The organism is Kitasatospora sp. Xyl93, from assembly GCF_055383135.1.
The window spans coordinates 6,470,159-6,492,404 of the sequence record NZ_AP029185.1; the positions used below are offsets into that span (position 1 = coordinate 6,470,159).

Annotated in this window: 17 protein-coding genes and 1 pseudogene; 11 read left to right on the plus strand and 7 right to left on the minus strand. The window is 74.6% G+C overall.

What is annotated here, in order from left to right; all coding sequences use genetic code 11:
• The first annotated feature begins 98 nt into the window (after positions 1-98).
• Positions 99-1,895 carry an alpha/beta fold hydrolase gene (locus tag ACZ5GH_RS28160; RefSeq protein WP_464335627.1) on the plus strand — a complete coding sequence of 599 codons (1,797 nt, stop codon included), beginning with the start codon at positions 99-101 and terminating at the stop codon, positions 1,893-1,895.
• A gap of 60 nt (positions 1,896-1,955) precedes the next feature.
• On the opposite strand, the gene ACZ5GH_RS28165 is transcribed toward ACZ5GH_RS28160, so the two are convergent.
• Positions 1,956-3,413: an MFS transporter gene (locus ACZ5GH_RS28165; protein ID WP_464336882.1), complete on the minus strand. Its 1,458-nt coding sequence runs from the start codon at positions 3,411-3,413 to the stop codon at positions 1,956-1,958.
• A gap of 243 nt (positions 3,414-3,656) precedes the next feature.
• Between ACZ5GH_RS28165 and ACZ5GH_RS28170 the strand changes: the two genes are divergently transcribed.
• On the plus strand, positions 3,657-3,968 hold the full coding sequence (locus ACZ5GH_RS28170; RefSeq protein WP_387757481.1) for an ArsR/SmtB family transcription factor: 312 nt from the start codon (positions 3,657-3,659) through the stop codon (positions 3,966-3,968).
• A gap of 56 nt (positions 3,969-4,024) precedes the next feature.
• Here the strand turns inward: ACZ5GH_RS28170 and ACZ5GH_RS28175 are convergent, their stop codons facing one another.
• On the minus strand, positions 4,025-7,303 hold the full coding sequence (locus ACZ5GH_RS28175) for an EAL domain-containing protein (protein ID WP_464335628.1): 3,279 nt from the start codon (positions 7,301-7,303) through the stop codon (positions 4,025-4,027).
• Between the two features lie 232 nt (positions 7,304-7,535).
• Here ACZ5GH_RS28175 and ACZ5GH_RS28180 point away from each other — a divergent pair, with 232 nt between their 5' ends.
• The 3 genes from ACZ5GH_RS28180 (at position 7,536) to ACZ5GH_RS28190 (ending at position 13,356) form a co-directional block, all read left to right on the plus strand.
• Complete coding sequence (locus ACZ5GH_RS28180; RefSeq protein ID WP_464335629.1) at positions 7,536-10,937, plus strand: amino acid adenylation domain-containing protein; 3,402 nt, start codon at positions 7,536-7,538, stop codon at positions 10,935-10,937.
• Positions 10,934-11,707: a leucyl/phenylalanyl-tRNA--protein transferase gene (locus ACZ5GH_RS28185; protein WP_464335630.1), complete on the plus strand. Its 774-nt coding sequence runs from the start codon at positions 10,934-10,936 to the stop codon at positions 11,705-11,707. Before ACZ5GH_RS28180 ends, ACZ5GH_RS28185 begins: the two co-directional genes overlap by 4 nt.
• Positions 11,708-11,811: 104 nt before the next feature.
• Positions 11,812-13,356 carry a hypothetical protein gene (locus ACZ5GH_RS28190; RefSeq protein WP_464335631.1) on the plus strand — a complete coding sequence of 515 codons (1,545 nt, stop codon included), beginning with the start codon at positions 11,812-11,814 and terminating at the stop codon, positions 13,354-13,356.
• 114 nt (positions 13,357-13,470) lie between these two features.
• On the opposite strand, the pseudogene ACZ5GH_RS28195 reads toward ACZ5GH_RS28190, so the two are convergent.
• Positions 13,471-13,524 (minus strand): annotated as a pseudogene (locus ACZ5GH_RS28195) (hypothetical protein); the annotation flags it as partial.
• Between the two features lie 277 nt (positions 13,525-13,801).
• Here ACZ5GH_RS28195 and ACZ5GH_RS28200 point away from each other — a divergent pair.
• The 5 genes from ACZ5GH_RS28200 to ACZ5GH_RS28220 all read left to right on the plus strand — a co-directional run bounded on the left by ACZ5GH_RS28200 (position 13,802) and on the right by ACZ5GH_RS28220 (position 17,347).
• The gene (locus tag ACZ5GH_RS28200; protein WP_387757487.1) at positions 13,802-14,569 is read left to right on the plus strand and encodes an HAD hydrolase family protein; all 768 of its coding nucleotides are present in this window, start codon (positions 13,802-13,804) and stop codon (positions 14,567-14,569) included.
• A 95-nt stretch (positions 14,570-14,664) separates the two neighbouring features.
• Positions 14,665-15,114: a nuclear transport factor 2 family protein gene (locus tag ACZ5GH_RS28205; protein ID WP_464335632.1), complete on the plus strand. Its 450-nt coding sequence runs from the start codon at positions 14,665-14,667 to the stop codon at positions 15,112-15,114.
• Between the two features lie 184 nt (positions 15,115-15,298).
• Complete coding sequence (locus tag ACZ5GH_RS28210; protein WP_401110208.1) at positions 15,299-15,580, plus strand: hypothetical protein; 282 nt, start codon at positions 15,299-15,301, stop codon at positions 15,578-15,580.
• 222 nt (positions 15,581-15,802) lie between these two features.
• A complete protein-coding gene (locus ACZ5GH_RS28215) occupies positions 15,803-16,456 on the plus strand; it encodes a DUF1707 domain-containing protein (RefSeq protein WP_464335633.1) in 654 nt (217 codons plus the stop codon).
• A gap of 90 nt (positions 16,457-16,546) precedes the next feature.
• Positions 16,547-17,347, plus strand: coding sequence for a serine hydrolase (locus tag ACZ5GH_RS28220; protein ID WP_387757492.1), 801 nt, complete (start codon positions 16,547-16,549; stop codon positions 17,345-17,347).
• Here ACZ5GH_RS28220 and ACZ5GH_RS28225 read toward each other — a convergent pair.
• Complete coding sequence (locus tag ACZ5GH_RS28225; RefSeq protein WP_464335634.1) at positions 17,295-18,350, minus strand: aminotransferase class I/II-fold pyridoxal phosphate-dependent enzyme; 1,056 nt, start codon at positions 18,348-18,350, stop codon at positions 17,295-17,297. The two genes, ACZ5GH_RS28220 and ACZ5GH_RS28225, sit on opposite strands and share 53 nt — an antisense overlap.
• Positions 18,351-18,593: 243 nt before the next feature.
• Between ACZ5GH_RS28225 and ACZ5GH_RS28230 the strand changes: the two genes are divergently transcribed.
• On the plus strand, positions 18,594-19,760 hold the full coding sequence (locus ACZ5GH_RS28230; protein WP_387757495.1) for a transferase: 1,167 nt from the start codon (positions 18,594-18,596) through the stop codon (positions 19,758-19,760).
• A gap of 109 nt (positions 19,761-19,869) precedes the next feature.
• On the opposite strand, the gene ACZ5GH_RS28235 is transcribed toward ACZ5GH_RS28230, so the two are convergent.
• The 3 genes from ACZ5GH_RS28235 to ACZ5GH_RS28245 form a co-directional block, all read right to left on the minus strand.
• Positions 19,870-21,003 (minus strand): FAD-dependent monooxygenase, encoded by a 1,134-nt coding sequence (locus ACZ5GH_RS28235; protein ID WP_464335635.1) that lies wholly within the window; start codon positions 21,001-21,003, stop codon positions 19,870-19,872.
• Positions 21,004-21,104: 101 nt separating this feature from the next.
• Complete coding sequence (locus tag ACZ5GH_RS28240) at positions 21,105-21,698, minus strand: GTP-binding protein (protein WP_387757499.1); 594 nt, start codon at positions 21,696-21,698, stop codon at positions 21,105-21,107.
• A gap of 2 nt (positions 21,699-21,700) precedes the next feature.
• Positions 21,701-22,246 (minus strand): DUF742 domain-containing protein, encoded by a 546-nt coding sequence (locus tag ACZ5GH_RS28245; RefSeq protein WP_464335636.1) that lies wholly within the window; start codon positions 22,244-22,246, stop codon positions 21,701-21,703.

Below are 22,246 nucleotides of genomic sequence, written 5' to 3' on the forward strand. Positions count from 1 at the left end.
GAGTCCACTCGTTCCAGTGAATCTGATGATGAGTCAGTTTGATTCCGTCCGCCGTGACCAGGATGCGGTCAGTATCCGTTGCGGAAAGGGTGGTTCGCATGACCAGCATCAGTGGAGAGCCGATCCCGTCGATCACGGAGGCCACGCTCACCGACATCGCCACCAACGGCGTCTGGGGCGACGGCCTCACCCCCAGCGCGTCCGTCCTGGGGGTGTCCGAGGCCCTGCTCGCGGCGCTCCGGGGCGAGTCGGGCGTGCAGCTGCCGCCGGCGCTGGCGGAACTGGTGGCCGAGGTGCGGGAGAAGGCCACGACCGAGCTCCCCGGGATCGACGGCGCCGACGACGTCCGGCTCTCGGGGCTCGCCGTCAAGCTCCGTGACGGCGGGCCCCACCCGGTCGTGATCGTGCCCGCAGGCTGGAACCCGTACGGCTGGCTGCCCTTCCTGTACCTGTACCTCACGCTGGCGCGAAAGGGGTACCACGTCCTCGCCTACACCCCGCGCGGCCTCGGCAAGAAGGGCTGGCTGTCCACCTCCCAGGGGTTCATCGACGTCGGCGGCGACAAGGACTGGGCCGACGGCGCGAGGGTGATCGACTTCGCGGAGCGGTACTTCGAGCCCAGTCGGATCGGATTCCTCGGCGAGTCCTACGGCTCCGGGATCAGCCAGTTGGTGGCCGCCCACGACCCGCAGGACAGGGTCGACGCGGTCGTCGCCCTGAGCACCTGGGGCAACCTGGCCACCAGCCTCTACGACAACGGCACCCGGCACACCGCCGCCGTCAAGGCGCTGATCGGCTTCACCGGTGGCGACCCGGAGGTGCTGGAGGAGAAGTTCGACGAGGAGACCGTCCGGATCCTCAAGGACTTCGAGAACGGCGAGAACCTGGACGAGGTCGTCGCCTGGGGCACCAAGCGCTCCCCGCAGACCCACGTGGGCCGGACGAACGAGCGCGGCATCCCGACGTTCATCTCGAACACCTGGCACGAGACGCTCTTCCCGGTCGGCCCGGTGGTCGAGACGTTCGAGGAGCTGACGGTGCCGAAGCACCTCAACCTCTGGATCGGCGACCACGGCGCCCCCGAGGGCCCCGGCCTGGCCGGCCTGGTGTCCGGACTGCCGTTCCCCGGCCTGGAGGTACCGATCCAGGAGGCCTACGCCTGGCTGGACCACTACCTGCTCGACCGGGACAACGAGGTGCCGACCTGGCCGCAGGTGGTCAACCAGTCCATGTTCACCTACGAGACCACCCGCACCGTCATCGGCAACAAGATCACCGTCCCCGCGCACCGGGAGTCCTACGCGTCGTGGAGCGAGATCACCACCGGCGGGGAGACCTGGCACCTCACCGGCGAGGGCGCGCTGACCGACAAGCCGGCCGCCGGGTGGTCACGGGACTTCACCGCCGGCTCCGCGACCGAGGCCAACGCGGGGGAGCTCCTCGCGACCGGCGGGAAGGAGTGGTTCGGCAATCCCAAGCGCTACGACCTGGAGCAGTTCGAGCCGTCGCGGCTGCTGTCCTGGTCGACGGACGAGCTGACGGCGCAGAGCGGCGACGCGGCGCGCCGGATCAGGGGAGCCGCCGAGGTCCGGCTCACGGTGCGCAGCACCGAGGAGGCCGCGACCCTGGTGGCCTACCTGTTCGACGTCGCCCCGGACGGCACCGCGCGGATCATCACCCACGAGCCGTACACCGCGACCGGTCTCACCCCGGACGCGGACACCACCGTCGGCTGGAAGCTCCAGGCCGCCTCGTACGACGTGCGGAGCGGCCACCGGCTGGCCCTGGTCGTCAACAGCCGTGACGACCTGTACTCCTACGCCGCGAAGAAGGGCACCGTCACGATCGGCTCGCCGAGCGGGAGCGAGTCCCGGTTGGAGCTGCCGCTGGGCTGATCCGAACGGCCTCCGGAGCGGCCCGCCGTGGCGGGCCGCTCCCATCGGCACCGGCACCGGTCAGGCCCCGTGCCGTCGCCGCCCGCCGCCGCGCAGCAGCGCCGCGATCACGACGCCCAGCACCGCGCCGACGGCCGCCAGGCCCCACAGCACGGAGTGGAACGCGGAGTCGTAGGAGTGCGCGAGGAAGTCCGTGAAGGCCCGGCGCTCGGTGGCGCCGGACAGTTCGGCGGCGCCCGCGAGGTCCCCGCCGGCCGCCCGGTCGGCGACCTCGCCGGCCCGGGCGGCACCCGGGTGCGCGCCGATGCCGTCGGCGATCCGGGTGCCCAGCACGGTGGCCAGCGCGGAGCCGTACACCGCGACGGCGACGGCCTCGCTGCCCAGGCGCAGGGTGTTGAGGAAGCCGGCCGCCATGCCCGCCTTGGCCGGCTCGACCAGCTCCAGCGCCAGGCCGTCGACCAGCCCGGCGGACAGGCCCATCCCGGCGCCGGTGACCAGCATCGGGACGACGAGCATCAGGACGGTGACGGAGGGGGAGAGCAGGGTGAGGGTGAGGTCGCCGGCCACCAGGCAGGCCAGGCTGAGGAGGATCAGGGTGAGCGCGGGCACGCCGCGCGAGACCAGCCCGGCGGCGAGCAGCGGCAGGACCAGCACCGGCGCGGTGAGCAGCAGCATCAGCAGTCCGGCGGCGCCGGTGCCGCGGCCGGTGACGGCGGTGAGGTAGCTCGGCAGGTAGGTGAGCAGGGTGACGAAGCCGAAGGAGGCGGCCACCGGCACCAGGCAGAGGCCGAGGAAGCGGCGGTCGCGCAGCAGGCCGAGGTCCAGCACCGGGTGGGCGCTGCGCCGCTCGACGACGGCGAAAACGGCCAGCACGAGGGCCGCGCCGAGGAACAGGCCGAGGACGCCCGCGCTGCCCCAACCCCACTGGGAGCCCTGCACGATGGCGGTGGTGAGCAGCACCATGGCGAGCACGAACAGGGCGCTGCCGGGGACGTCGATCCGTCCGCCGCGGGTGTCGGCGGGCACGGCGCGGGAGATCGCGGGCAGCGCGAGCAGGACCGCGGCCAGGGCGACGGCGTGCAGGGCGAACACCCAGCGCCAGCCGACGCCCTGCACCAGCACGCCGGCCAGGGAGGGGCCGATGGCGACGCCGACCCCGGCGGTGGTGCCGAACAGCGCGAAGGCCCTGGCGCGGGCCGGACCGGCGAAGACGGTGGAGAGGATCGCCGCGCCGCAGGAGAAGATCGCGGCGCCGCCGATGCCGGTGAGCGCGCGGGCGGCGTCCAGCCAGCGGACGTCGGTGGCGACGGCGCTGGCCAGTGAGCCGAGGGCGTAGAGGGCGACGCCGGCCGCGAAGGCCCGGACCCGGCCGATCACGTCGGCGACCGAGCCCCAGACCAGGGTGAAGCAGGCGAAGGCCACGTTGAAGGCGTTGACCACCCACTGGAGCGGGGCCAGGTCGGCGTGGGTGCCGGCGCCGATCCGCGGGAGGGCGACCGCGGTGCCGGAGATGGACATGGGGACGACGAAGACCGCGAGGAGGACGGCGGCCAGTGTCAGGGTGCGGCCGGGGTACGGGCCCTCCGCGTCGGCGGAGGGTGCGGCGGAGGGCGGGCTCTGGGTGCGCAAGACGGCGTGACTCCAGGCTGGACCGGCCGTCGGTCCGGACGGCCAGGTACGGATTTGGTCGAACCTCACGGTGTCATGCGATCGAGGTACGATGCAACCCGTACCTGAGGACGCCTGGCGATGGAGGATCCGATGCCCGACCCGGAAGGCCACCCCTCGACCGAGGAGATGGACCTGCGCACGGTGCTCAACGCGCTCGCCGATCCGCTGCGCTACGGGGTGGTCGCCGCCCTGCTGCGGGAGGCCGAGGGGACGGCGCGCACCTGTGCCTCCTTCGACCTCCCGGTCTCCAAGTCCACGCTCACCCACCACTTCCGGGTGCTGCGCGAGGCGGGCCTGATCCGCCAGGTCGACCGCGGCAACAGCCGTGCGGCCACCCTGCGCCGCGAGGACCTGGACCGGCGCTTCCCGGGGCTGCTCGACCTGGTCCGCGCGAACTCCTGACCGGCCGGGGCCCGGTCCCGGGGCCTCGGGCCGGTTCGTCGGAGGTCTCCGGGGCCTCAGGCCGGTTCGAAGGAGGTCCCGCCGACCAGGGCGCGGGCCCTGGGGGAGTCCATGGGGTGGGCGAAGAGGTACCCCTGGCCGAGCGGGCAGCCCATGGCGGCGAGCAGGTCGCGCTGTTCGGGGTGCTCGATGCCCTCGGCGATGACCTGGACCCCGAGGGTGTCGGCGATCCGGGTGATGCCCTCGACCAGGGCGTACTGCTGGGGCGAGTGGCCGAGGCCGTCGATGAAGGACTTGTCGATCTTGAGCAGGGAGATCGGGAACTCGCGCAGGTAGGACAGCGAGGAGTAGCCGGTGCCGAAGTCGTCGATGGCGATGCCGACGCCCAGGCCGGACAGGGTGGCCATGTCGGCGTGGATGCGGTCGTCGCGGCGCATCAGCACGGACTCGGTGAGCTCCAGGACCAGGGTGTGCGGGTCGATGCCGGAGGTGGCCAGCGACCGGCGGACCACGTCCACGAAGCCGGCGTCGCGGAACTGGCGCGCCGATACGTTGACGTTGACCCGCAGCGGCGGCCGGCCGGCGGCGGTACGGGCCGCGGAGCTCGCGGCCTGCCAGGCGGCGGCCTCCTGGGCGGCGCGCTCCAGCACCCAGGCGCCGAGCGGGACGATCTGGCCGCTCTCCTCGGCCAGGGCGATGAACTCGTCGGGCAGCACCATGCCGCGCCGGTCGTGCGGCCAGCGGACCAGCGCCTCGAAGGCGACCAGATCGCCCGAGCGCAGGTCGACGATCGGCTGGTAGTACAGCTGGAAGGCCGACTCCGCGATCGCCGAGTCGAGGTGCTCGTTCAGCTCGTGCCGCTCCACCATCCCGGTCTGCAGGGCCGGCCGGTAGTGGCACCACTGGCGGCGGCCGGCCGCCTTGGCGGAGTAGAGCGCGAGGTCGGCGTGGGTGAGCAGCTCGGCGGCGTCCACGCTGTCCTCGGTGGTCGCCACGCCGATGCTGGCGCTCACCCGGACCGCGCCCGACTTCAGCCGGAACGGCTCGGCGAACACCGCCAGCACCCCGGCCGCGATGATGTCCACGTCGGCCGGCCGCCTGGCGTCCTCCACCAGCACGGCGAACTCGTCGCCGCCGAGCCGGGCGGCGGTGTCCGAGGCGCGCAGCGCGGTGGAGATCCGCAGCGAGACGGCGACCAGCAGCTCGTCGCCGACCGCGTGGCCCTGGGTGTCGTTGACCACCTTGAAGTCGTCCAGGTCGATGAAGAGCACCCCGGTGACCGCCCCGCTGCGCTCGCCCCGGGACAGCGCGTGGCCGACCCGGTCCTGGAACAGCACCCGGTTGGCCAGGCCGGTCAGCGAGTCGTGGAAGGCCCGGTGGGTCAGCTCCCGCTCCATCCGCCGCTGCTCGGTCACGTCGCGCAGGGTGAGCACCAGGGCGCCGACGGTCGGGTCCGCGCGCAGGTCGTTGAAGCGGACCTCGGCCTCGATCGGGGTGCGGTCCTGGCGCAGCAGCCGCCAGTGCTCGCGCGGCTGCTCGCCCCGGGGCTGGTCGGCCGCCTCCCGCATCCGGGCCAGTGCCTTGCCGACCTCCCGGCTGTCCTCGGGCGGGACCAGGTCGGTCAGCAGGGTGCCGGCCAGGTCCGGGTGGCCGAGCACCGTCTCGGCGGACGGGGAGGCGTAGCGCACGCCGTCGTCCGCGTCGAGGATCAGGATGACGTCGCTGGCGTTCTGCACCAGGGTGCGGAAGTACAGCTCGCTGTTGCGGCGGGTGACCTCCCGGCTCAGCACCACCCGCTCGACGGCGAGGGCGGCCTGTGCGGCGAGGATCTCCAGCGAGCTCCAGAGGCTGGTCAGCTCCTGCTCGGTGCCGGTGACGATGAGCGCGCCGATCAGCGGGTCGCCGGAGGGGCGCTCGGCGAGGGTGAGCGGGCAGACCAGGGCGTACGGCATGCCGCCGAGGCGGCCGCGCCGCTCGCCGTCGGGCCGCGCGGCACCGTTCCTCGCGCTGCCGTTCTTCGCGCTCCCGGCCTTCGCGGTGCCGTTCTTCGCGCTCCCGTTCTTCGTGCCCCCGGCCTTCGCGGTGCCGTCGGGCGGGCCGACGGCCTCCAGGCCCAGCGAGGCCACGGGCAGCAGTAGGGTCTCCCGGGCGGCGGCCAGTTCGAGCACCTGGTCGGACGACGCGGCGTCCCCCGGCCGGGGCCGGGCGGCGCCGCTCCCGGCGTGCCGGACGTGCAGCACGCCGTCCTCGGTCACCGCCAGCAGGGCGACGTGCCCGGCCTCGGCCGGCATCAGGGTGGAGGCGGCGGACTGGACGGCGTCCGCGACCTCCTCCACCGTGACGGCCCCGGTCAGCCGGGCGCCCGCCTCGCGCAGCGCCCGCTCGCGGGCGAGGGCCTGTCTGCGGGCGGAGACCACCACCGCCAGCCGGGCCAGCACCAGCAGGTAGAGCAGCGCGGAGAAGGCGCCGATCACGCCCGCGTTGCTGGTGTTGCCGGCCAGCGACTCGATGATCAGCATCGTCGGGGCGATCAGCGAGGCGAGGGTGAGCAGCGCCAGCCGGGCGGGGCTCAGGTCCGGGTGCTGGGTGGGCACCGGCCGGGTCAGCTCGACCATCGAGGGGTGCAGCGCGGCCGCGCCCCAGGCGGTGTAGAAGGCGGCCCAGCCGAGTTCGACGGGCGTGCCGATGTGCCAGGTGCCGTGCAGCTGGATCAGCCCGTACAGCACGTCGGAGACCAGGATGCCGAGCGAGCCGACGGCGAGCAGCTGCAGCGAGCGGGAGTTGCCGCCGCGTGCGGTCAGCAGGCGCATCAGCAGGGCGAGCACCACCACGTCGCCGAGCGGGTAGGCGATCGAGACGGCCCGCTGGAACCAGGTGAGGTCCGGGTTCCGGGCGTACGGGAGGATCAGGTAGATCCAGGCGAGCAGGGCCAGCCCGATGGTGGGGATGAGCGCGTCGAGCAGTCCGGCGAGGTCCTGACGGGCCGTGCGCCAGCGGATGAAGCCCAGCACGCCGATCGCGTACAGCACGTACTCGGCGAGGTAGAAGCCGTCCGCGACGGACGGGAACGGGTTGGGCAGGTGCAGGATGTCCAGCTGGACGGCCTGCACCACCTCACCCACGGTGAAGCTGAGGTTGGCGAGCGCCAGCACGTACCAGAAGCGCGCGTGCGCGGGACGGTTGAGGCGGACGCCGACCACGATGGCGGCGACGCCGCCGAGGCCGATGCCCGTCCACCAGATGATCCGCTGGCCCGGGTTCACGTAGTAGATGCCGGTGAACAGCACCATCCAGAGCAGGTAACAGACCATCAGGTGTTGTCGCCGGCGAGTCAACGAGGCTACCTCCTCCGCGACATCACCCCGCCGGTCGGGCGGGGGAGTTCGGGCGAGGGCTGGGCGGGCCAGGCGTGCGGGGCCTGTGCCCGGTGGGACGGGTGAGCGCTTTCGCGCAGCAGCGAGGCGTCCGGTGGGGGTGCGACCGGACGTCCTCGACGGGGCATGAGTGCGTATAGTCGGAAATGTCGCACTCCCAAGCATTCTGCCGCCACAGCACGAGGTCAAGCCGGTGGACGACGCAGTAGACAGCGCACGGGGCGTACGAACGGATGCGAGCTCCGGCCGTCACGCCGTGGTCCGCAACGGCGACGGTCAGTACGCGATCTGGCCGGGGGACTTGACCGTCCCGGCGGGCTGGTGGCAGGTCCACGGGCCGGCCCGGCGGGCCGACTGCCGGGACTGGGTGGAACGCGAGTGGCGCCCGGCCGAACTGGGCTTCCCCGACGGGACCCCGGTACGGCGGGCGGCGGCCGGATTCGCCGACACGGTGCACGGACTGTTCCGCGCGCGGGCGGCGCACGACCCGGAGGCGGTCGCCGTCGTCGCCGACGGCGCCACGCTGAGCTACCGCGAACTCGACCTGCGCAGCGACCGGTTGGCCGCCGCGCTGCGGGCCCGCGGGACCGGCCCGGAGCAGGTGGTGCCGGTCTGCCTGGAGCGCGGGACGGGCCTGGTGACCGCCTGGCTGGCCGTGCTCAAGGCCGGCGGGGCCTTCCTGCCGCTGGACCCGGCGCACCCCCGGCGGCGGCTGGCCCGGCTGGTCGAGGACTGCGGGGCACGGGTGGTGGTCGCGGACGGTGACGGGTTCCCGGGGGCGCCCCGGGTGCCCGTGCTCGGGCCGGAGGGCGGCGCGGCCGGGGAGTTCCCGCCTCCCGGGGAGGTCCCGTACGCCGGGGAGTCCCCGTACGCCGGGAGGCTCTCCGACGGCGGCGGCGCCGTCCCCGACGACCTCGCCTACCTGATCTACACCTCCGGCACCACCGGCCGCCCCAAGGGCGTCCCGGTCACCCACCGTGCGCTGCTGTTCACCCTCGACCGGATCGTCCACGCCTACCGGCTGCGCCCCGGCGAACGCGTCCTGCAACTGGCCGCGCTGGGCTCCGACACCGCGCTGGAGCAGGTGTTCGGCGCGCTGCTCGCCGGCGCGGCGGTGGTGCTGGGCGGCGGCGGGAGCGCGGGCGGCACCTGGGCGCCCACCGAGCTGGCCGGCCGGCTGCCCGGGCTGGGCCTGGCCGTCGCCGACTTCACCCCCGCCTACTGGCACCACCTGCTCGACCTGCTCCCGCCCGGCGGGCCCGGCCCCCGGGGGCTGCGGCTGGTGGTGGTCGGCGGGGAGGCCGTGCACGCCGACGACTGCCGGCGCTGTCTGGAGCGGCTGCCGGGCACCCGGCTGCTCAACGCGTACGGGGTCACCGAGGCGGCCGTCACCTCGACGCTCTGCGAGGTCACGGCGGACCTGCTCGGCGGGGCGGAGGGCACCGCCGCCGCACCCGTGCCGATCGGGCGGCCGCTGCCCGGGGTGCGGGTGCACGTGCTGGACGCCCGGCTGCGCCCCGTCCGGCCCGGGGAGAAGGGGCAGATCCACCTCGGCGGGCCCGGCCTGGCCCGGGGCTACTGGCGGCAGGTCGGGCTCACCGCCGAGTCCTTCCTGCCCGACCCGTACGCGCCGCTGCCCGGTGAGCGGATGTACCGCACCGGCGACGCCGGGCGGTGGAGCACGGACGGGCGGCTGGAGATCCTCGGACGCTTCGACGACCAGGTGAAGGTGCGCGGGCACCGGGTGGACCCGGCCGAGATCGAGGCCGTCCTGGCCGCCCACCCCGACGTCCGGCAGGCCCGGGTCGCGGCCGACGGCGAGGCGGCGGACGGCAGCCGCACGCTCACCGCCTACTACACGCCCGCCGCCGGGGCGGCCGGCGGGGCCGGGGCGATCCGGGCGTTCCTCGCCGAGCGGCTGCCGGAGTACCTGGTGCCGGCCGAGTTCGTGCCGCTGGAGGCGATGCCGCTCACGGCGGCGGGGAAGATCGACCGGCGGCGGCTGCCGCAGGCACCGGTGCGCCCGGCGCCCGGACCGGCGGCGGGAACGCCGGAGCGCCCGGCGGAGCCGACCCCGGAGCCGGCGCCCCCGCCCGGCCCGGCCGGAGCGGGGGCGGTGGAGGCGGCCGTCGGACAGCTCTGGGCGGAGCTGCTCGGCCTCGAACACGTCGGCCCGGACGGCGACTTCTTCGCACTCGGCGGCACCTCGCTGCTGGCGATGGAGATGCTGGCACGGGCACGGATCATGTTCGGCGTCGACGTCGGGCAGGTGCGGGCGCTCACCCGGGCACTGCTGCGCGAGCCCGTGCTGCGCGCCTTCGCCGGGGCGCTGCGGGCCGCGCGCACCCCGGCCCCCGTGGTCCGGGAGACCGGCGTGCGGGAGACCGGCGTCGACTGGTTCGCGGAGGCCCGGCTCACCGAGGACCTCCGGCAGTCCTGGAGCCCCGCCCCCTCCCGGGCCGACCCCGCCGAGATCCTGCTCACCGGCGCCACCGGCTTCTGCGGCGCCCACCTGCTGCACGCGCTGCTCGCCACCACCCGGGCGCGCGTGCACTGCCTGGTCCGAGCGCCCGACGAGGAGCACGCGTTGGAACGGCTGCGGGCGGCGCAGCAGCGCTTCCTGCGGCACGACCTCGCCGACCCGCGGGTGGTCCCGCTGGTCGGCGACCTCACCCGGCCCCGGCTCGGGCTGACGGACGACAGGTTCGACTGGCTGGCCGAGCACCTGGACGCGATCCACCACCTCGGCGGGCAGGTCAACTTCCTCTACCCGTACCACCAGTTGCGGCAGGCCAACGTCGGCGGCACCCGGGAGGTCGTCCGCCTCGCCGGGCACAGCCGGGGCATCCCCGTGCACTACCTCTCCACCCTCGCCGTGCTGGCCGGCTTCGGCGCGGCCGGCGTCGCCAAGGTCACCGAGCGGACCCCGCTCGCCCATCCGGAACGGCTCGGCGTCGGCTACGTCGAGAGCAAGTGGGTCGCCGAACAGCTGCTGCACAACGCGGCCGCCGCCGGGCTGCCGGTCACCGTGCTGCGCACCAACGACGTCACCGGGGACCTCACGGACGGGGTGATGAACACCGGTACCGAACTGTGCGCGCTGATCGCCTACCTGGCCGACAGCGGCACCTGCCCCGACGTGCGGCTGCTGCTCGACTTCGTCCCCGCCGACCGCTTCGCCCGCGCAATCGCCCACATCGCCGCGCACGCGCCCGCCGCCGGCGAGGTCTACCACCTCACCTCCCCTCGGCCGGGCGTCCTCGCCGACCTCGCCGAGCGGCTGCGGGCGCGCGGCCACCGGATCGCCCCACTCCCGTACGGGGACTGGGTGCAGCGGCTGGTCCGGTTCGCCGCCGGGAACCCGACGCACCCGATCGCGCCGTTCGTCCCGCTGTTCGTGGACCGCGCGCCGGGGTCGGAGCTGTCGATCAGCGAGATGTACTTCCGGCCGACGTTCCCGCTGTTCGAACGGGCCGGCGCGGACGCGGCGCTGGCCGGGAGCGGGGTCGAACTGCCGCCGGTGGACGCCGGGTTGATCGACCACTACCTGGCGGGCCTGGAGCGGGAGGGGTTCCTGCGGGCGGCGGCGCCGTGACCGTCTTCGACTCGCTCGACGTCCGACTCGGCCCCGGAGACGGCCCGGTGGCCTTCGGCGGGTCACTCGGGGGGCTCGCGGCCGGGGAGTTGCTGGCGGCGTACCGGCGCGGGCTGTTCCCGCTGCCGGCGGCGGACGTGTACGCGAGCGCCTACAACGAGGCGGTGTACGGGGACGCCGTCGAGGCGGGCGGGGTGGCGCTGCTGCCGGGCGGCGCCGACCCGTACGCGCTGGCCTGGTGGTCGCCCGACCCCCGGCCGGTGATCGCGCCCGACGGCGTACGGCTCGGCAGCCGGCTGGCGCGGCGGCTGCGCAACCGGTGCTCCTGGTGGACCAGCGCCGACCGGGCCTTCGGGCAGGTCCTGGCGGCCTGCGCCGAGGGGCGCCAACCAGCGTGGCTCACCGAGGAGTTGGCAGCAGCGCTGCTGCGGCTGCACGAGCTGGGGGCGGCGCACAGCGGGGAGGTGTGGGAGGGGGAGGAGCTGATCGGCGGGGTGTTCGGGGTCGCGGTCGGCCCGGTGCTGAGCCTGGACTCCATGTTCCACCGCCGCCCGGACGCCGCCCGGGTCGCCGTCGCCGACCTCGGGGCGCGGTTCGGCGCGGCGGGCGGGCGGCTGCTCGACGCCCAGTGGGACGGGCCGCACGTGCGGAGCCTCGGGGCCGAGCCGATGGCGCGCTCGCGCTACCTGGCGGAGCTGTCCGGCGGGGGCGGGGCCGGTGTGCTGGACGGGGCGCCGTTGCCGGCGGCGCGGCTCGGCCGGGCAGGATGATCCGGGGCTCCGGCCAACCGGGATGACCTGCGGGTAAACCTGCATGGACCTGGTTTTTGGCCGGTCTTCGACAAACTTATTCCCCGTCAGTAACATGACGCCGCGTGTTCAAGAGCTCGATAGGCAGGGCCGCCGGCCCCGCCGTCCTCACCCTCGTCCTCGCCGGGGCCGCCGCGTGCGGGCCGACCAGCCCCGGCTCCTCCCAGGTCGGTGCCGCACCGGCCGCCGCCACCGTCGCCGACCCGGCCCCGACCGCCGCCGGGGGCAGCCCGGCGGCCGCCGCGCCGCCCGCCGGCAGCACTCCGCGCGCCAAGGCGGGCACCCCCGCCACCGGCCGTCCGACCCCGGGCGGGGCGGCCGTCACCGCCGCGCCCGCCGGGGACCGGCAGGCCGCTATCGGCAGTCCCGGCAAGGACGGTGGCGCCGTCGCGGCGGCCACCAGGAACCTCCAGCTGACGGCGTACGACCCGGCGGGCGGCACGGCGGTGCTGTCGGCGGCGGGGGCCCCTGCACCCGCCGGCACGGCCCCGGCCACCGCTCCGCCGTCTGCCGCTGCCTCGGCCGCCGCCTCGCCGGGCGCCGTCCCGACCGCTGCGGCCGCCGCCGTCCAGCCCGGGCAGCTGATCGCCAGCCCGCCCACCGCCGCCGCCCCGCAGGGCGCGCTGGTCGCCGTCACCGGCGTCCGTCCCGGCACGGGCGACACGCTCGCCCTGACCACCCGTCCGGCCACCCTGGCCGAACTCCTCGGCGGCACCGAGGCCGACGGCAACGTCCCCGTCGACCCGCGCGGCATCACGGTGACGCCGCTGGTCAAGGACCTCACGGCGACCGCGGGCCTGAGCGGCGACGGCGTCCGGGCCGACGCCTCCGGCACCCTGGAGGTGAACGTCAAGGCCCCCGTCCCGCTGCCGGACGGCGCCACCCTCGACGCGTCCGGCTCGCTCCAGCTGCACCCCGCCGTCCACTTCGCCTACCACGGCGCGGCGGCGGGCAGCCCGCGCACCGCCTCGATCGGCTTCGACCTCGGCGCCCACGCCCGGTGGAAGGTCACCGGCGACGCCGCCCGCAGCACCGGCGCGGCACCGGTCCGGGTGCCCTTCGCCAAGCTGCAGGCCAGCCCGGTCCTGACGGTCGCCGGCCTGCCGGTGGTCGTCAACCTCGGTCTCACCTGCTACCTGGAGGTCGGCGCCGACGGCCAGGTCCACCTGGAGGCGGAGCAGGACGCCACCGGCACCTGGGCGGTGCGCGCCGACTACACCGGCGGCAAGGGCTGGACCCCGGTCACCAGTGCCGAGACCAAGGTCACCCCGGTGCACCTGAGGCTCAACGGCAAGGCGGGCGTACGGTCCGCGCTCGGCGCCGAGATCAGCGTCGGCCTGTACGACACCGTCGGCGTGGAGACCACCGTCGCCCCCTACCTGCGCGCCCAGGCCGACGGCTCGCTGGTCGCCGACTCCTCCGGCAACCCGCCGCAGGTGCGGGGAAGTTGGTCGCTGGTCGGCGGCGTCGACCTGAACGGCTCGCTGCTCGCCCACCTGAAGGTCTTCGGCACCCCGGTCATCGAGGGCAAGCTGCCGCTGCCGCCCTTCCACCGGGAGTGGCCGCTGCTCGCGGGCTCGGCGACACTGCCCGCCCCGCAGCACAGCTGACCCGTCGTCGGTACGCGGCCCCTCCGCCGGTTCCTGCGGCGCAGGGTACGCCTCCTGGCCCGGGTAGCCGTAGCCGCCCCGGGCCGACCGGACGCCGTCGGTCCAGGCGCTGCCGTCCCACCAGCGTTCGTGGCCCGGTGCGCCGCCCGGACCGGGGACCGGTACCACCCGGGAGGCGTCGCGTCGTTCACGGCCGTACGCCGCCCGGTGGTGCGCCGCGCCGGGCCGGGAGGGTGCGGCGACCGGCGAGCGGGGCTTGGTCGCGCACCCCTGGTACGAGGCCTCCCGCGACTCGTACGACGCCTCCCGCGACGACTACGACGAGGCCGACCACCGCGGGCTCCGCCCCGGGGCGCCGAGCCGATGGCCGCCCACCTCCAGGGCCTTCCCCGGGGCGGTGCCGGGCGGTGGATCGCGTACGGCACCGGCTGGATACGATCAACCGGTGATCACTTCCAGCGCCCGCACCACGGTCTTCGACATCGACGGCACGCTCTGCTTCGACGGGCGGACGATCGACACCCGGATCCTCGCGGCCCTCGACGCCTGCGAGCGGGCCGGCCACCAGCTGGTCTTCGCCTCCGCCCGGCCGGTCCGCGACCTCCTGCCCGTCCTCGACGGGGCCTTCCCCACCGCGACGCTGATCGGCGGCAACGGCAGCCTGGTCTCCGTGGACGGCCGGGTGCGGGCGCGGGCCGCGTTCGAGGCCGGTGAACTCGGCCGGCTGCTGGCCGAGGCCGAGCGGTTCCGGGCGGGCTACCTCGCCGACGGCCCGTGGGACTATGCCTACACCGGGCCGGCCGACCACCCGATCCGCGGCCGGGTCGACCAGGGCGCCCTGGCCCGCCGGGTGGAGCTCGCCGAACTCCCCGCCGTCGTCAAGTTCCTGGTGGTGGACGCGACCGACCTGGCGGGCCTCGCCGAGGCCGGCCGCGCGCTCGGGATGACCGTCAACCACCACCTCGACGAGGCGATCATCGACTTCGCCCCGGGCGCCACCAACAAGTGGGAGGCGCTGACCTCGCTGGGGATCGAGGCGTACAACGCCTTCGGCAACGACATCAACGACCTGGACCTGCTGCGCAACGCGCACCACTCGGTGCGGGTCGGCTCCCACCCAGGCCTGGACGGCGTCGCCCGCGTCACCGTCGCCGCCGAGCCGGAGGCCGTCGCCGCCGAGATATCCCGGCTGGCCGCCGCTCCCGGCCGGTAGCCGCCGGGGGCCGGGCCCACCAGCGGTTCTTCCCACCCGTCCGCAGGGCGTGGGAGGGTCGGGGGTGCCACCGCCGTCCGGCCCCAGGGGGGAACATGTCCGCGTCCGCCGATCCGGTGCCGAGCCACCGGGCGATCGAGAACCTGATCGCGCGCTACGCCGAACTCGTGGACGACGGCGACTTCGCGGGGCTCGGCGTCCTGCTCGCCGACGCCGTCTTCGTCGGCGGCGGCGGACCGGTGTGCGGGGGCGAGGCGATCGAGGCGATGTTCCGGGACACGATCGTCGTGTACGCCGACGGCACTCCGCGGACCCAGCACGTCACCAGCAACGTGGCGGTCGAGGTCGACGAGCCGGCGGGGACGGCGACCGCCCGTTCGTACGTCACCGTGCTGCAGGCGCTGCCCGGGCTGCCGCTGCAGGCCGTCGCCGCCGGCCGGTACCACGACCGCTTCGCGCGCGGGGAGGACGGGCGGTGGCGGTTCGTGGAGCGGCGGGTGCGGATCACCCTGGTCGGCGACGTGAGCCGGCACCTGCGGCGGTAGGGTGCACCCCCGGACGGAGCGGGGGCAGCGGTGCGGGAGCGGCCGGCGGGTGCGGCGCGGGCCGGCCGCTGTCGTCGGTTCGGGGGATTGCGGCGGGTGTTCTGGCATGGACAGGACGTTGGGGGAATCCATGGCCGGGAAGGGCGCCGTCACCCGTGGTGCGCCCTCGGAAAGGAGAACAGCCATGCGTCGTCGAATCGCCGTGGTCGGGATGCTGGTCGCTGCCGGAGTGCTCGCGTCCGCCGTGCCCGCCCAGGCAGCGACGGGGACCCTGGTGGTGAACGGAGTCGCGAAGCAGAACCCGGCACGGGGGTGCTACCCGACCTTGTCGCCGGTCCTCGTCCAGAACCTCACGGACGCGACGGTCGACGTGTACGCCGCGGCGAACTGTCAGGGAGCGCTGACCCGGCAGATCGCGGCCGGGATGTCCGCGGCGACCGTCGGGTTCAGCTACTTCGTCAACTGATCCCGGAGGAGGCCCGCGGAGTGGGAAGTCGGCCCCGCCGACCTCCCACTCCGCGCTTCGTCGGGCCCTGGCGGCATCCCCGTGCCGGTGGGGCCGTGCGCCGCGGGGGCACACCCTCCTGAACGGGTCTGGCGGGAACCCCTATCGCGATATATCGTGAGTTCCGGTCCGTGTCGCCGACCGTACGGCGCGCACACCTTCGTCGAGTTCAGGACGGGAAGAATGCCGGGAGAGATCTCGCCCGCCGGGAAGCCGGCCGGCCGTCACGCGCAGCCCGCGATGCGGGCCTCCCACGAGGACCGGGACCGGGTGGTCGAGCTGCTGGGGGTCGCGGCGGGCGACGGCCGGCTGACCTCGGACGAGCTGGACCAGCGCGTGGAGGCCGCGCTGTCGGCGCGGACGGTCGGCGAGCTGACCGACCTCACCGCAGACCTGCCGGCCGTGTCGCTCGCCGCCGGCGGGGCCGTGGTGGAGGCCAAGGACGTGGTCCGGATCGAGCAGCGGTTCAGCCCGGTCAGGCGGGAGGGGCGCTGGGTGGTGCCGCGCCGGCTGGAACTCTCGGTGGAGTGGTGCGACGTGACCCTCGACTTCACCGAGGCCGTGATCACCCGGGACACCCTGCGGATCGACCTGGACATGCGGGGCAAGACCCTGACCCTGATCACCGGGCCCGACGTCGTGGTCGACGCCGACGGCCTGGCGCTGGAGTTCAGCCGGGTCAGGAACCGCCGGGGCCCGGTCTCCGCCACGCGGACCGCGCTGCGGGTGGAGCTGGTCGGCAGGAAGAGCCACGGCCGCGTCGTCGTGCGGCAGTCACGGCGGACGGCCGGCCAGTGGCTGCTGCGCAAGCCCGCGGCCCTGCCGCCCGGCGGCTGACCGGCCGCGCCGCCCCCGGCAGGTTCGGGGTGTTCGTGTCGTCCGCCGCAACAGCCGGGGTCCGGCCCCGACCTCCCCTACGCTTCCCCCATGCTCTCTGTGGTGGTGGCCCCCTGGACGGGCGACTCGAAGCCGGTGTTCGTCCACAACCCGGACGAACTCCACGATGCCGCGAGCACGATGAAGGTCGCGGTGCTGGCCGCGCTCTGCCGCAGCGGCGTCGACCTCGATGCCGAGGTCCCCGTGGTGAACCGCTTCGAGTCCGTCGTGGGCGGCGAGTTCGGCAACGACCCGGACTGGGACAGCGACCCCCTCCCCTGGGAGCTCCTGGGCACCCACGTCCCGCTCCGCCTCCTCGCCGAGCGGATGATCACCCACTCCTCCAACCTGGCCACCAACCTCTGCCTGGCCCGCACCACCCAGCAGGCCGTCGCCGACGTCTGGCGGCGCGCCGGGGCCACCCGCAGCGCCACCCCGCGCGGGATCGAGGACTACGCGGCGCGCGCCCGGGGCGTGCACAACCGGGTGAGCGCCCACGACCTGGTCCGCCTGCTGCGCTCGCTCGCCGGCGAGCCCGAACTCCTCGCGCTCCTCGAACAGAACGACTTCCGGGTCGACCTGGCCGCAGGCCTCCCGGCCAACACCCGGATCGCGTTCAAGAACGGCTGGTTCCCCGGTGTCCGGCTGAGCGTCGGCCTCGTCCAGTCGGCCGACTGCCCGCCCTACCTGATCGCCGTCTGCTACACCGGCCCGCTCGCCGACGGCACGGACCGCACCGACCCGGCGGCCCGGCTGCTCGCCCGGATCTCCAAGGCGGTGTGGGACCGGCGCGACGAGATCACCGCGCGAGCGCCGTCAACCCGTCCAGTGCCGCCTCGTTCAGCAGGTTGATCCGTACGAACCCCTCGTGCCCGGTCAGTTCGAAGTGGCGCTCGTCGAGCGCGAGCAGCCGGTCGGCCGGGGCGGCGGTCCGGGCGAACAGGAAGTACCCGGTGTCCACCGGCGCGCACTCCCGCAGCGCGCCGCTGCGCAGGATCCGCCGGTGGTTGGCCCGGATGTGCTCCACCAGCCGCCGGTTGCCCTCCCCGTCGAGCATCAGGTCGGCGGCGCGGTGGGCGAACAGGCGGTCGGCCACCGTGACGTCCCCGTGCAGGTTGAGGTGCAGGTCGGCGAGCGGCTCCCGCAGGTGCTCGGGGACCAGCAGGTGGGCGCAGCGGTAGCCGTGGATGGACAGGTACTTGGTGGGGCACACCAGCCGCAGCGTGAGGTCGGCCGGCAGCGCGGCGCTCTCCTCGCGCCGGCCGCCGTCCCACCGCAGGTACTGGAAGGTGCCGTCCACGAACACCAGTGACCCGGTGGCCCGTTGCCACTCGCCGATCCGCTTGAGCACCTCGGCGGGGACGGGCCGACCGGCGTACCAGAGCGGGTCGGTGAGCAGCAGGACCGTCCGCTCGTCGGGCAACTCCGGTGCGAAGCCCGACTGCTGGGCGTGCAGCTCGCTCACCCGGACCGGCTCGATGCCGAACCTCCGGAAGAGGTAGGCGAACTTGTAGTAGACGGGCGGCAGGTAGTGGACGCGCCGTACGCCGCTCAGGTGCAGCCAGGTGCAGAAGGTGCCGAGCAGGCTGCTGGAGCCGCCCGCCGGGATCACCCGGCCGGGCCCGTGCTCCACGTCGTCGTACTCGCCGTGCAGCCGGGCGATCTTGGCCCGCAGCGCGTCGTCCTCGTCGATCGCCGAGTACCGGGTGACGTCGCCGAGCAGGTACGGCGGGGTGTCGGCGAGCGGGCCCAGGTAGTCGGCGACGTACGGGTGCCCGCCGTTGTAGTCGGAGACGAAGAGCCGGCCGTCCGGGTTCTGCCGTTCGCGCTCCACGGCCTCGTGCAGGTCGAGCATGCGGAACAGGGACGGCACCGTACCCCCAGGGCGTCGACCGGTCGGGACGGCCGCCAGCCTGTACCGCGAGGCCGTGCGGGCACAAGAGCGCCTCCGCCCGGGTGTTCGCCTCCAAACCGTTATCGGTCGAATACGCATGACGATCAGTCGGATGCGGTATCGGTTTGAAGCGTCCTGCTCAAGCAGTTCAGGGGGTGGGCTGAAGTGTCGTCCCGGCTACGGATGTTCGCCCGGTGGATCTCGGTGGGTGCGATCGCTTCCGCCTATGTGGCGCTGCACCTGCTGGTCAACGTCGGCATGGGGCAGGACGTGGGGGTGAGCAGGGTGGGGGCCGTGCTGCTCGGGGCGGTCGCCCTGGTGCTGCTCGGGCCCGCCCTGTGGCTGCGGCGCCTTCGCCGGGCCGGGGTGGTGGAGCTCGTCGGACTCGTCAACCAGTACGAGGAGCGGCAGCCGCGGTGGCGGAGGACCGTCCGGGTGGCGAACACCGCCGGGTACGTGCTGTTCGGAGGCGGGATCCTGGCCGTCGCGGTCTCGGAGCGGGGCGACCGCATGACCCTGGAAGCGTCGGTCGCGGTGCTGGTGGGGGGCGTGGCGGCCGCGGGGGCCGGCTTCCTGGTCCTGCGCCGCACCCGTCCGCACGCCGTCCGCGGGGCTGCCCAGGCCCTGTTGCGGGACGGTCGCGATCCCGTGCTCTACCTGCGCAGCTTCGACGACGACGAGACCGCCGCCCGGGTGGACGACTGGGCGGACCTCACCGTCCACCCCCGGGAGGAGCAACTGGCCGCCGCACTGGCCGTCGTGGGCCCCGTGATCGCGGTGGGGCGGCCGGGCGAGCCGCTGCCGCTGCTGGGCGCGGCCCGGTTCTACCTGCCGCTCGACGACTGGCAGGGCACCGTCGGCCGACTGATGGACCTCTCCCAGCTCATCGTCCTGCGGCTCGGGCACGGGGAGGGGCTGCGGTGGGAGATCGAGCGGGCGCGGGCCACCCAGCCCCCGGAGAAGCTGATCCTGCTGGTCCCGGCCGGCCGCTCCGAGCTGGCCGCCCGCTTCAACGAGGACCTGCCCACTCCGCTGCTGCCGGAGGAGGTGGCGACGGGGAAGTACTGGGTCGGTGCCGTCGTCGTCTTCGACCGGTACTGGATGCCCAGGGCCCTGCCCGTGCAGGAGCGCAGGGGGCTGCGGGTCTGGAGGGTGCGCTCGGGCGTCGCGACCGTGGAGACGCCCACGGTGCACGTGGCCCACACCATCCGTACCGCGCTGGCGGCCACCGGGCGGCGACGGCGGACGATGGCCTACCGGGCCCAGCTGGCGACGCGGAAGGCCGACCTGGTGGGGATGTGGCTGGCCGTCCTGCTGGTGCTGCCGGGCTGGCTCGGCTACCGGGTGCTGCAGCTGGCCGGCTTCTGGTGACCCGGCGGAGCGCCGAAGCGCCCCGCCGGGTCCGCCGGCCTCCGGAGCCGTCGGGAGGTCAGGACGTCGGGACGTCAGGACGGCGAGGACGGCGAGGACGGCGAGGACGTCAGTACGGCTGCACGAGGACGTGCGCCGCGCCGGGGATGCCGACCTTCAGCAGCTCGTCCTCCTCCGGCGTGGTCGGCGCGCCCGTCTCCTGCTTGAGGATCGCCCGGGACAGGGCCTGGACCCACATCGCCCGCGGGCGGCGGCGTTCCTCCCAGGCGGCGAGGGCGGCCGGGACGCCGTCGGCCGCGTCCAGGCTCTGGGCGAGCACGAGGGCGTCCTCGACGGCCATCGCGGCGCCCTGGGCCAGGTGCGGGGTGGAGGCGTGGGCGGCGTCGCCGGCCAGGACGATCCGGCCGACGTGCCAGGGCTCCTCCACGGTGACCTGGGAGATCCGCGTGTAGACCACCGCGGCCGGGTCGGTGACCTCCGCCAGCGCCTCGGCGACCGGGCCGCCGAAGCCGGCCAGCCGCTCGCGCAGCTGCTCGTGGGCGCGCCGCGGGTCCGGGCGGAAGTCCTCGGCCTCGGCGAAGACCGCGCCCAGGTACATCCGCTCGGCGCTGATCGGGGTGAGCAGGGCCTTGGCCCGGAGGTTGCCGGAGGACATCACCACGCCCTGCACCTCGGGCGAACGCGGCAGCGTGACACGCCAGTTGGCGAAGCCGGTGTACTCGGGGAGGTACCGGTCGCCGTACAGGTGGCGGCGCAGCGGCGAGCCGATGCCGTCGAAGCCGACGACCAGGTCGTAGCGGCCGACGTGGCCGTCGGTGAGGGCGACCTCGACGCCGTGGGCGTCCTCGCACAGGGTGCCGATGGTGGTGCCGAAGCGGACCGTGACGCCCGCCGCGGCGGCCGCGTCGGCGAGCACGCGGGCCAGCGCGGGGCGCGGGATGCCGTTGTTGGCGGGGGCGTCGCCCATCCGGGGCTGCGGGATCCGCGCGAGGGTGGCGCCGGCCGGGTCGCAGATGGTCAGCACCTCCCACTCGAAGCCGACGGCGAGGCAGTCCTCCAGGACGCCGATCTCGCGCATCACGTGCAGGGCGTTGGACGGCTGGATGATGCCGACGCCGAGGGCCTCCAACTGCTCGCGCAGCTCGGCGACGTCGACCTGGTGGCCGCGCTTGGCGAGGGCGGTGGCGAGGGTCAGGCCGCCGATGCCGCCACCGTTGACGAGGACGCGCAGGGATCTGCTCATGAGGGGTGCTCCGAAGGGGGGGTCACAGGCGGTTCGGGGAGTGCGAAGGGTTGGTGCGAAGGGGCGGTGCGGAGGGCCGGCGGGGTCCGGCCGGAGCCGGTTCAGCCGACGGGGGCCGCGGCGAGGTCCATCAGGTGGTCGACCAGGGCGAGCAGGAGGTCCCGCCCGAAGGCACGCTCGCGCACGTCGCCGAGCAGCATCGGCACCTGCGGGTCGAGGTCGAGCGCGGCCCGGATCTCGTCGGAGGTGCGGGTGTTGGTGTTGTGGAAGCAGTTGATCGCCACCACGAACGGGATGCCCCGGCTCTCGAAGAAGTCGATGGAGGCGAAGCTGGTCTCCAGGCGGCGGGTGTCGGCGATGACGATCCCGCCGAGGGCGCCGTTGACCAGGTCGTTCCACATGAACCAGAAGCGCTCCTGGCCGGGCGTGCCGAACAGGTAGACGACCAGCTCGGGGCTGACGGTGATCCGGCCGAAGTCGAGGGCGACGGTGGTGGTGGTCTTCTGGTCGACGCCGGACAGGTCGTCGACGCCGACGCTGGCCCGGGTCAGGTACTCCTCGGTGCGCAGTGGGGTGACCTCGCTGACCGAGCCGACCAGGGTGGTCTTGCCCACGCCGAAGCCGCCGGCGATCAGGATCTTGACGGCGGCCGGGGCGGCGGCGGGGTGGTCGGTGGCGGAGTGGGGCGTTGCCATGTTCAGAGTCTCCGGAGTCCTTCGCGTACGGCCGTGAGCAGGCCGAGGTCCACGCCCCCGGCGGCCCGGGCCACCGAGAGCGGCGCCCGGGCCTTCAGCAGGCCCTGGGCGACCAGGTCGCCCAGCAGGATCTTGGTGACCGAGACCGGGAGGTCCAGGCCCGCCGACACCTCGGCGACGGCGATCGGGCGCCGGCAGCGTTCGAGGATCAGCCGGTGTTCGGGCTGGAGGCCGCGCGCACCGGCGCGGCTGCCCCGCGCCAGGGCCGCGTCGGCCTCCTCCTCGACCGTGGTGAGCACGGTGATGAGGGTGAGGTCGTCGCGCTCGGGCGCGGTCCGGCCGCGGGTGATCGTGTACGGGCGCACCATGCTGCCCGTCCCGTCCTCCGCGTCGTCCTCCTCCAGCTCGCTCCAGTGCGGTACCGCGGCGCGGCGCCCGCCGTCGTCCCGACCGAACCGCGCGGCCGGCTGCGGGCCGGGCCCCGGGTCGGCCTGCCGGCCGTCGTCGAGGCCGTCCCCCCAGGCGTCGTTCCCGTACGGTTCCACCAC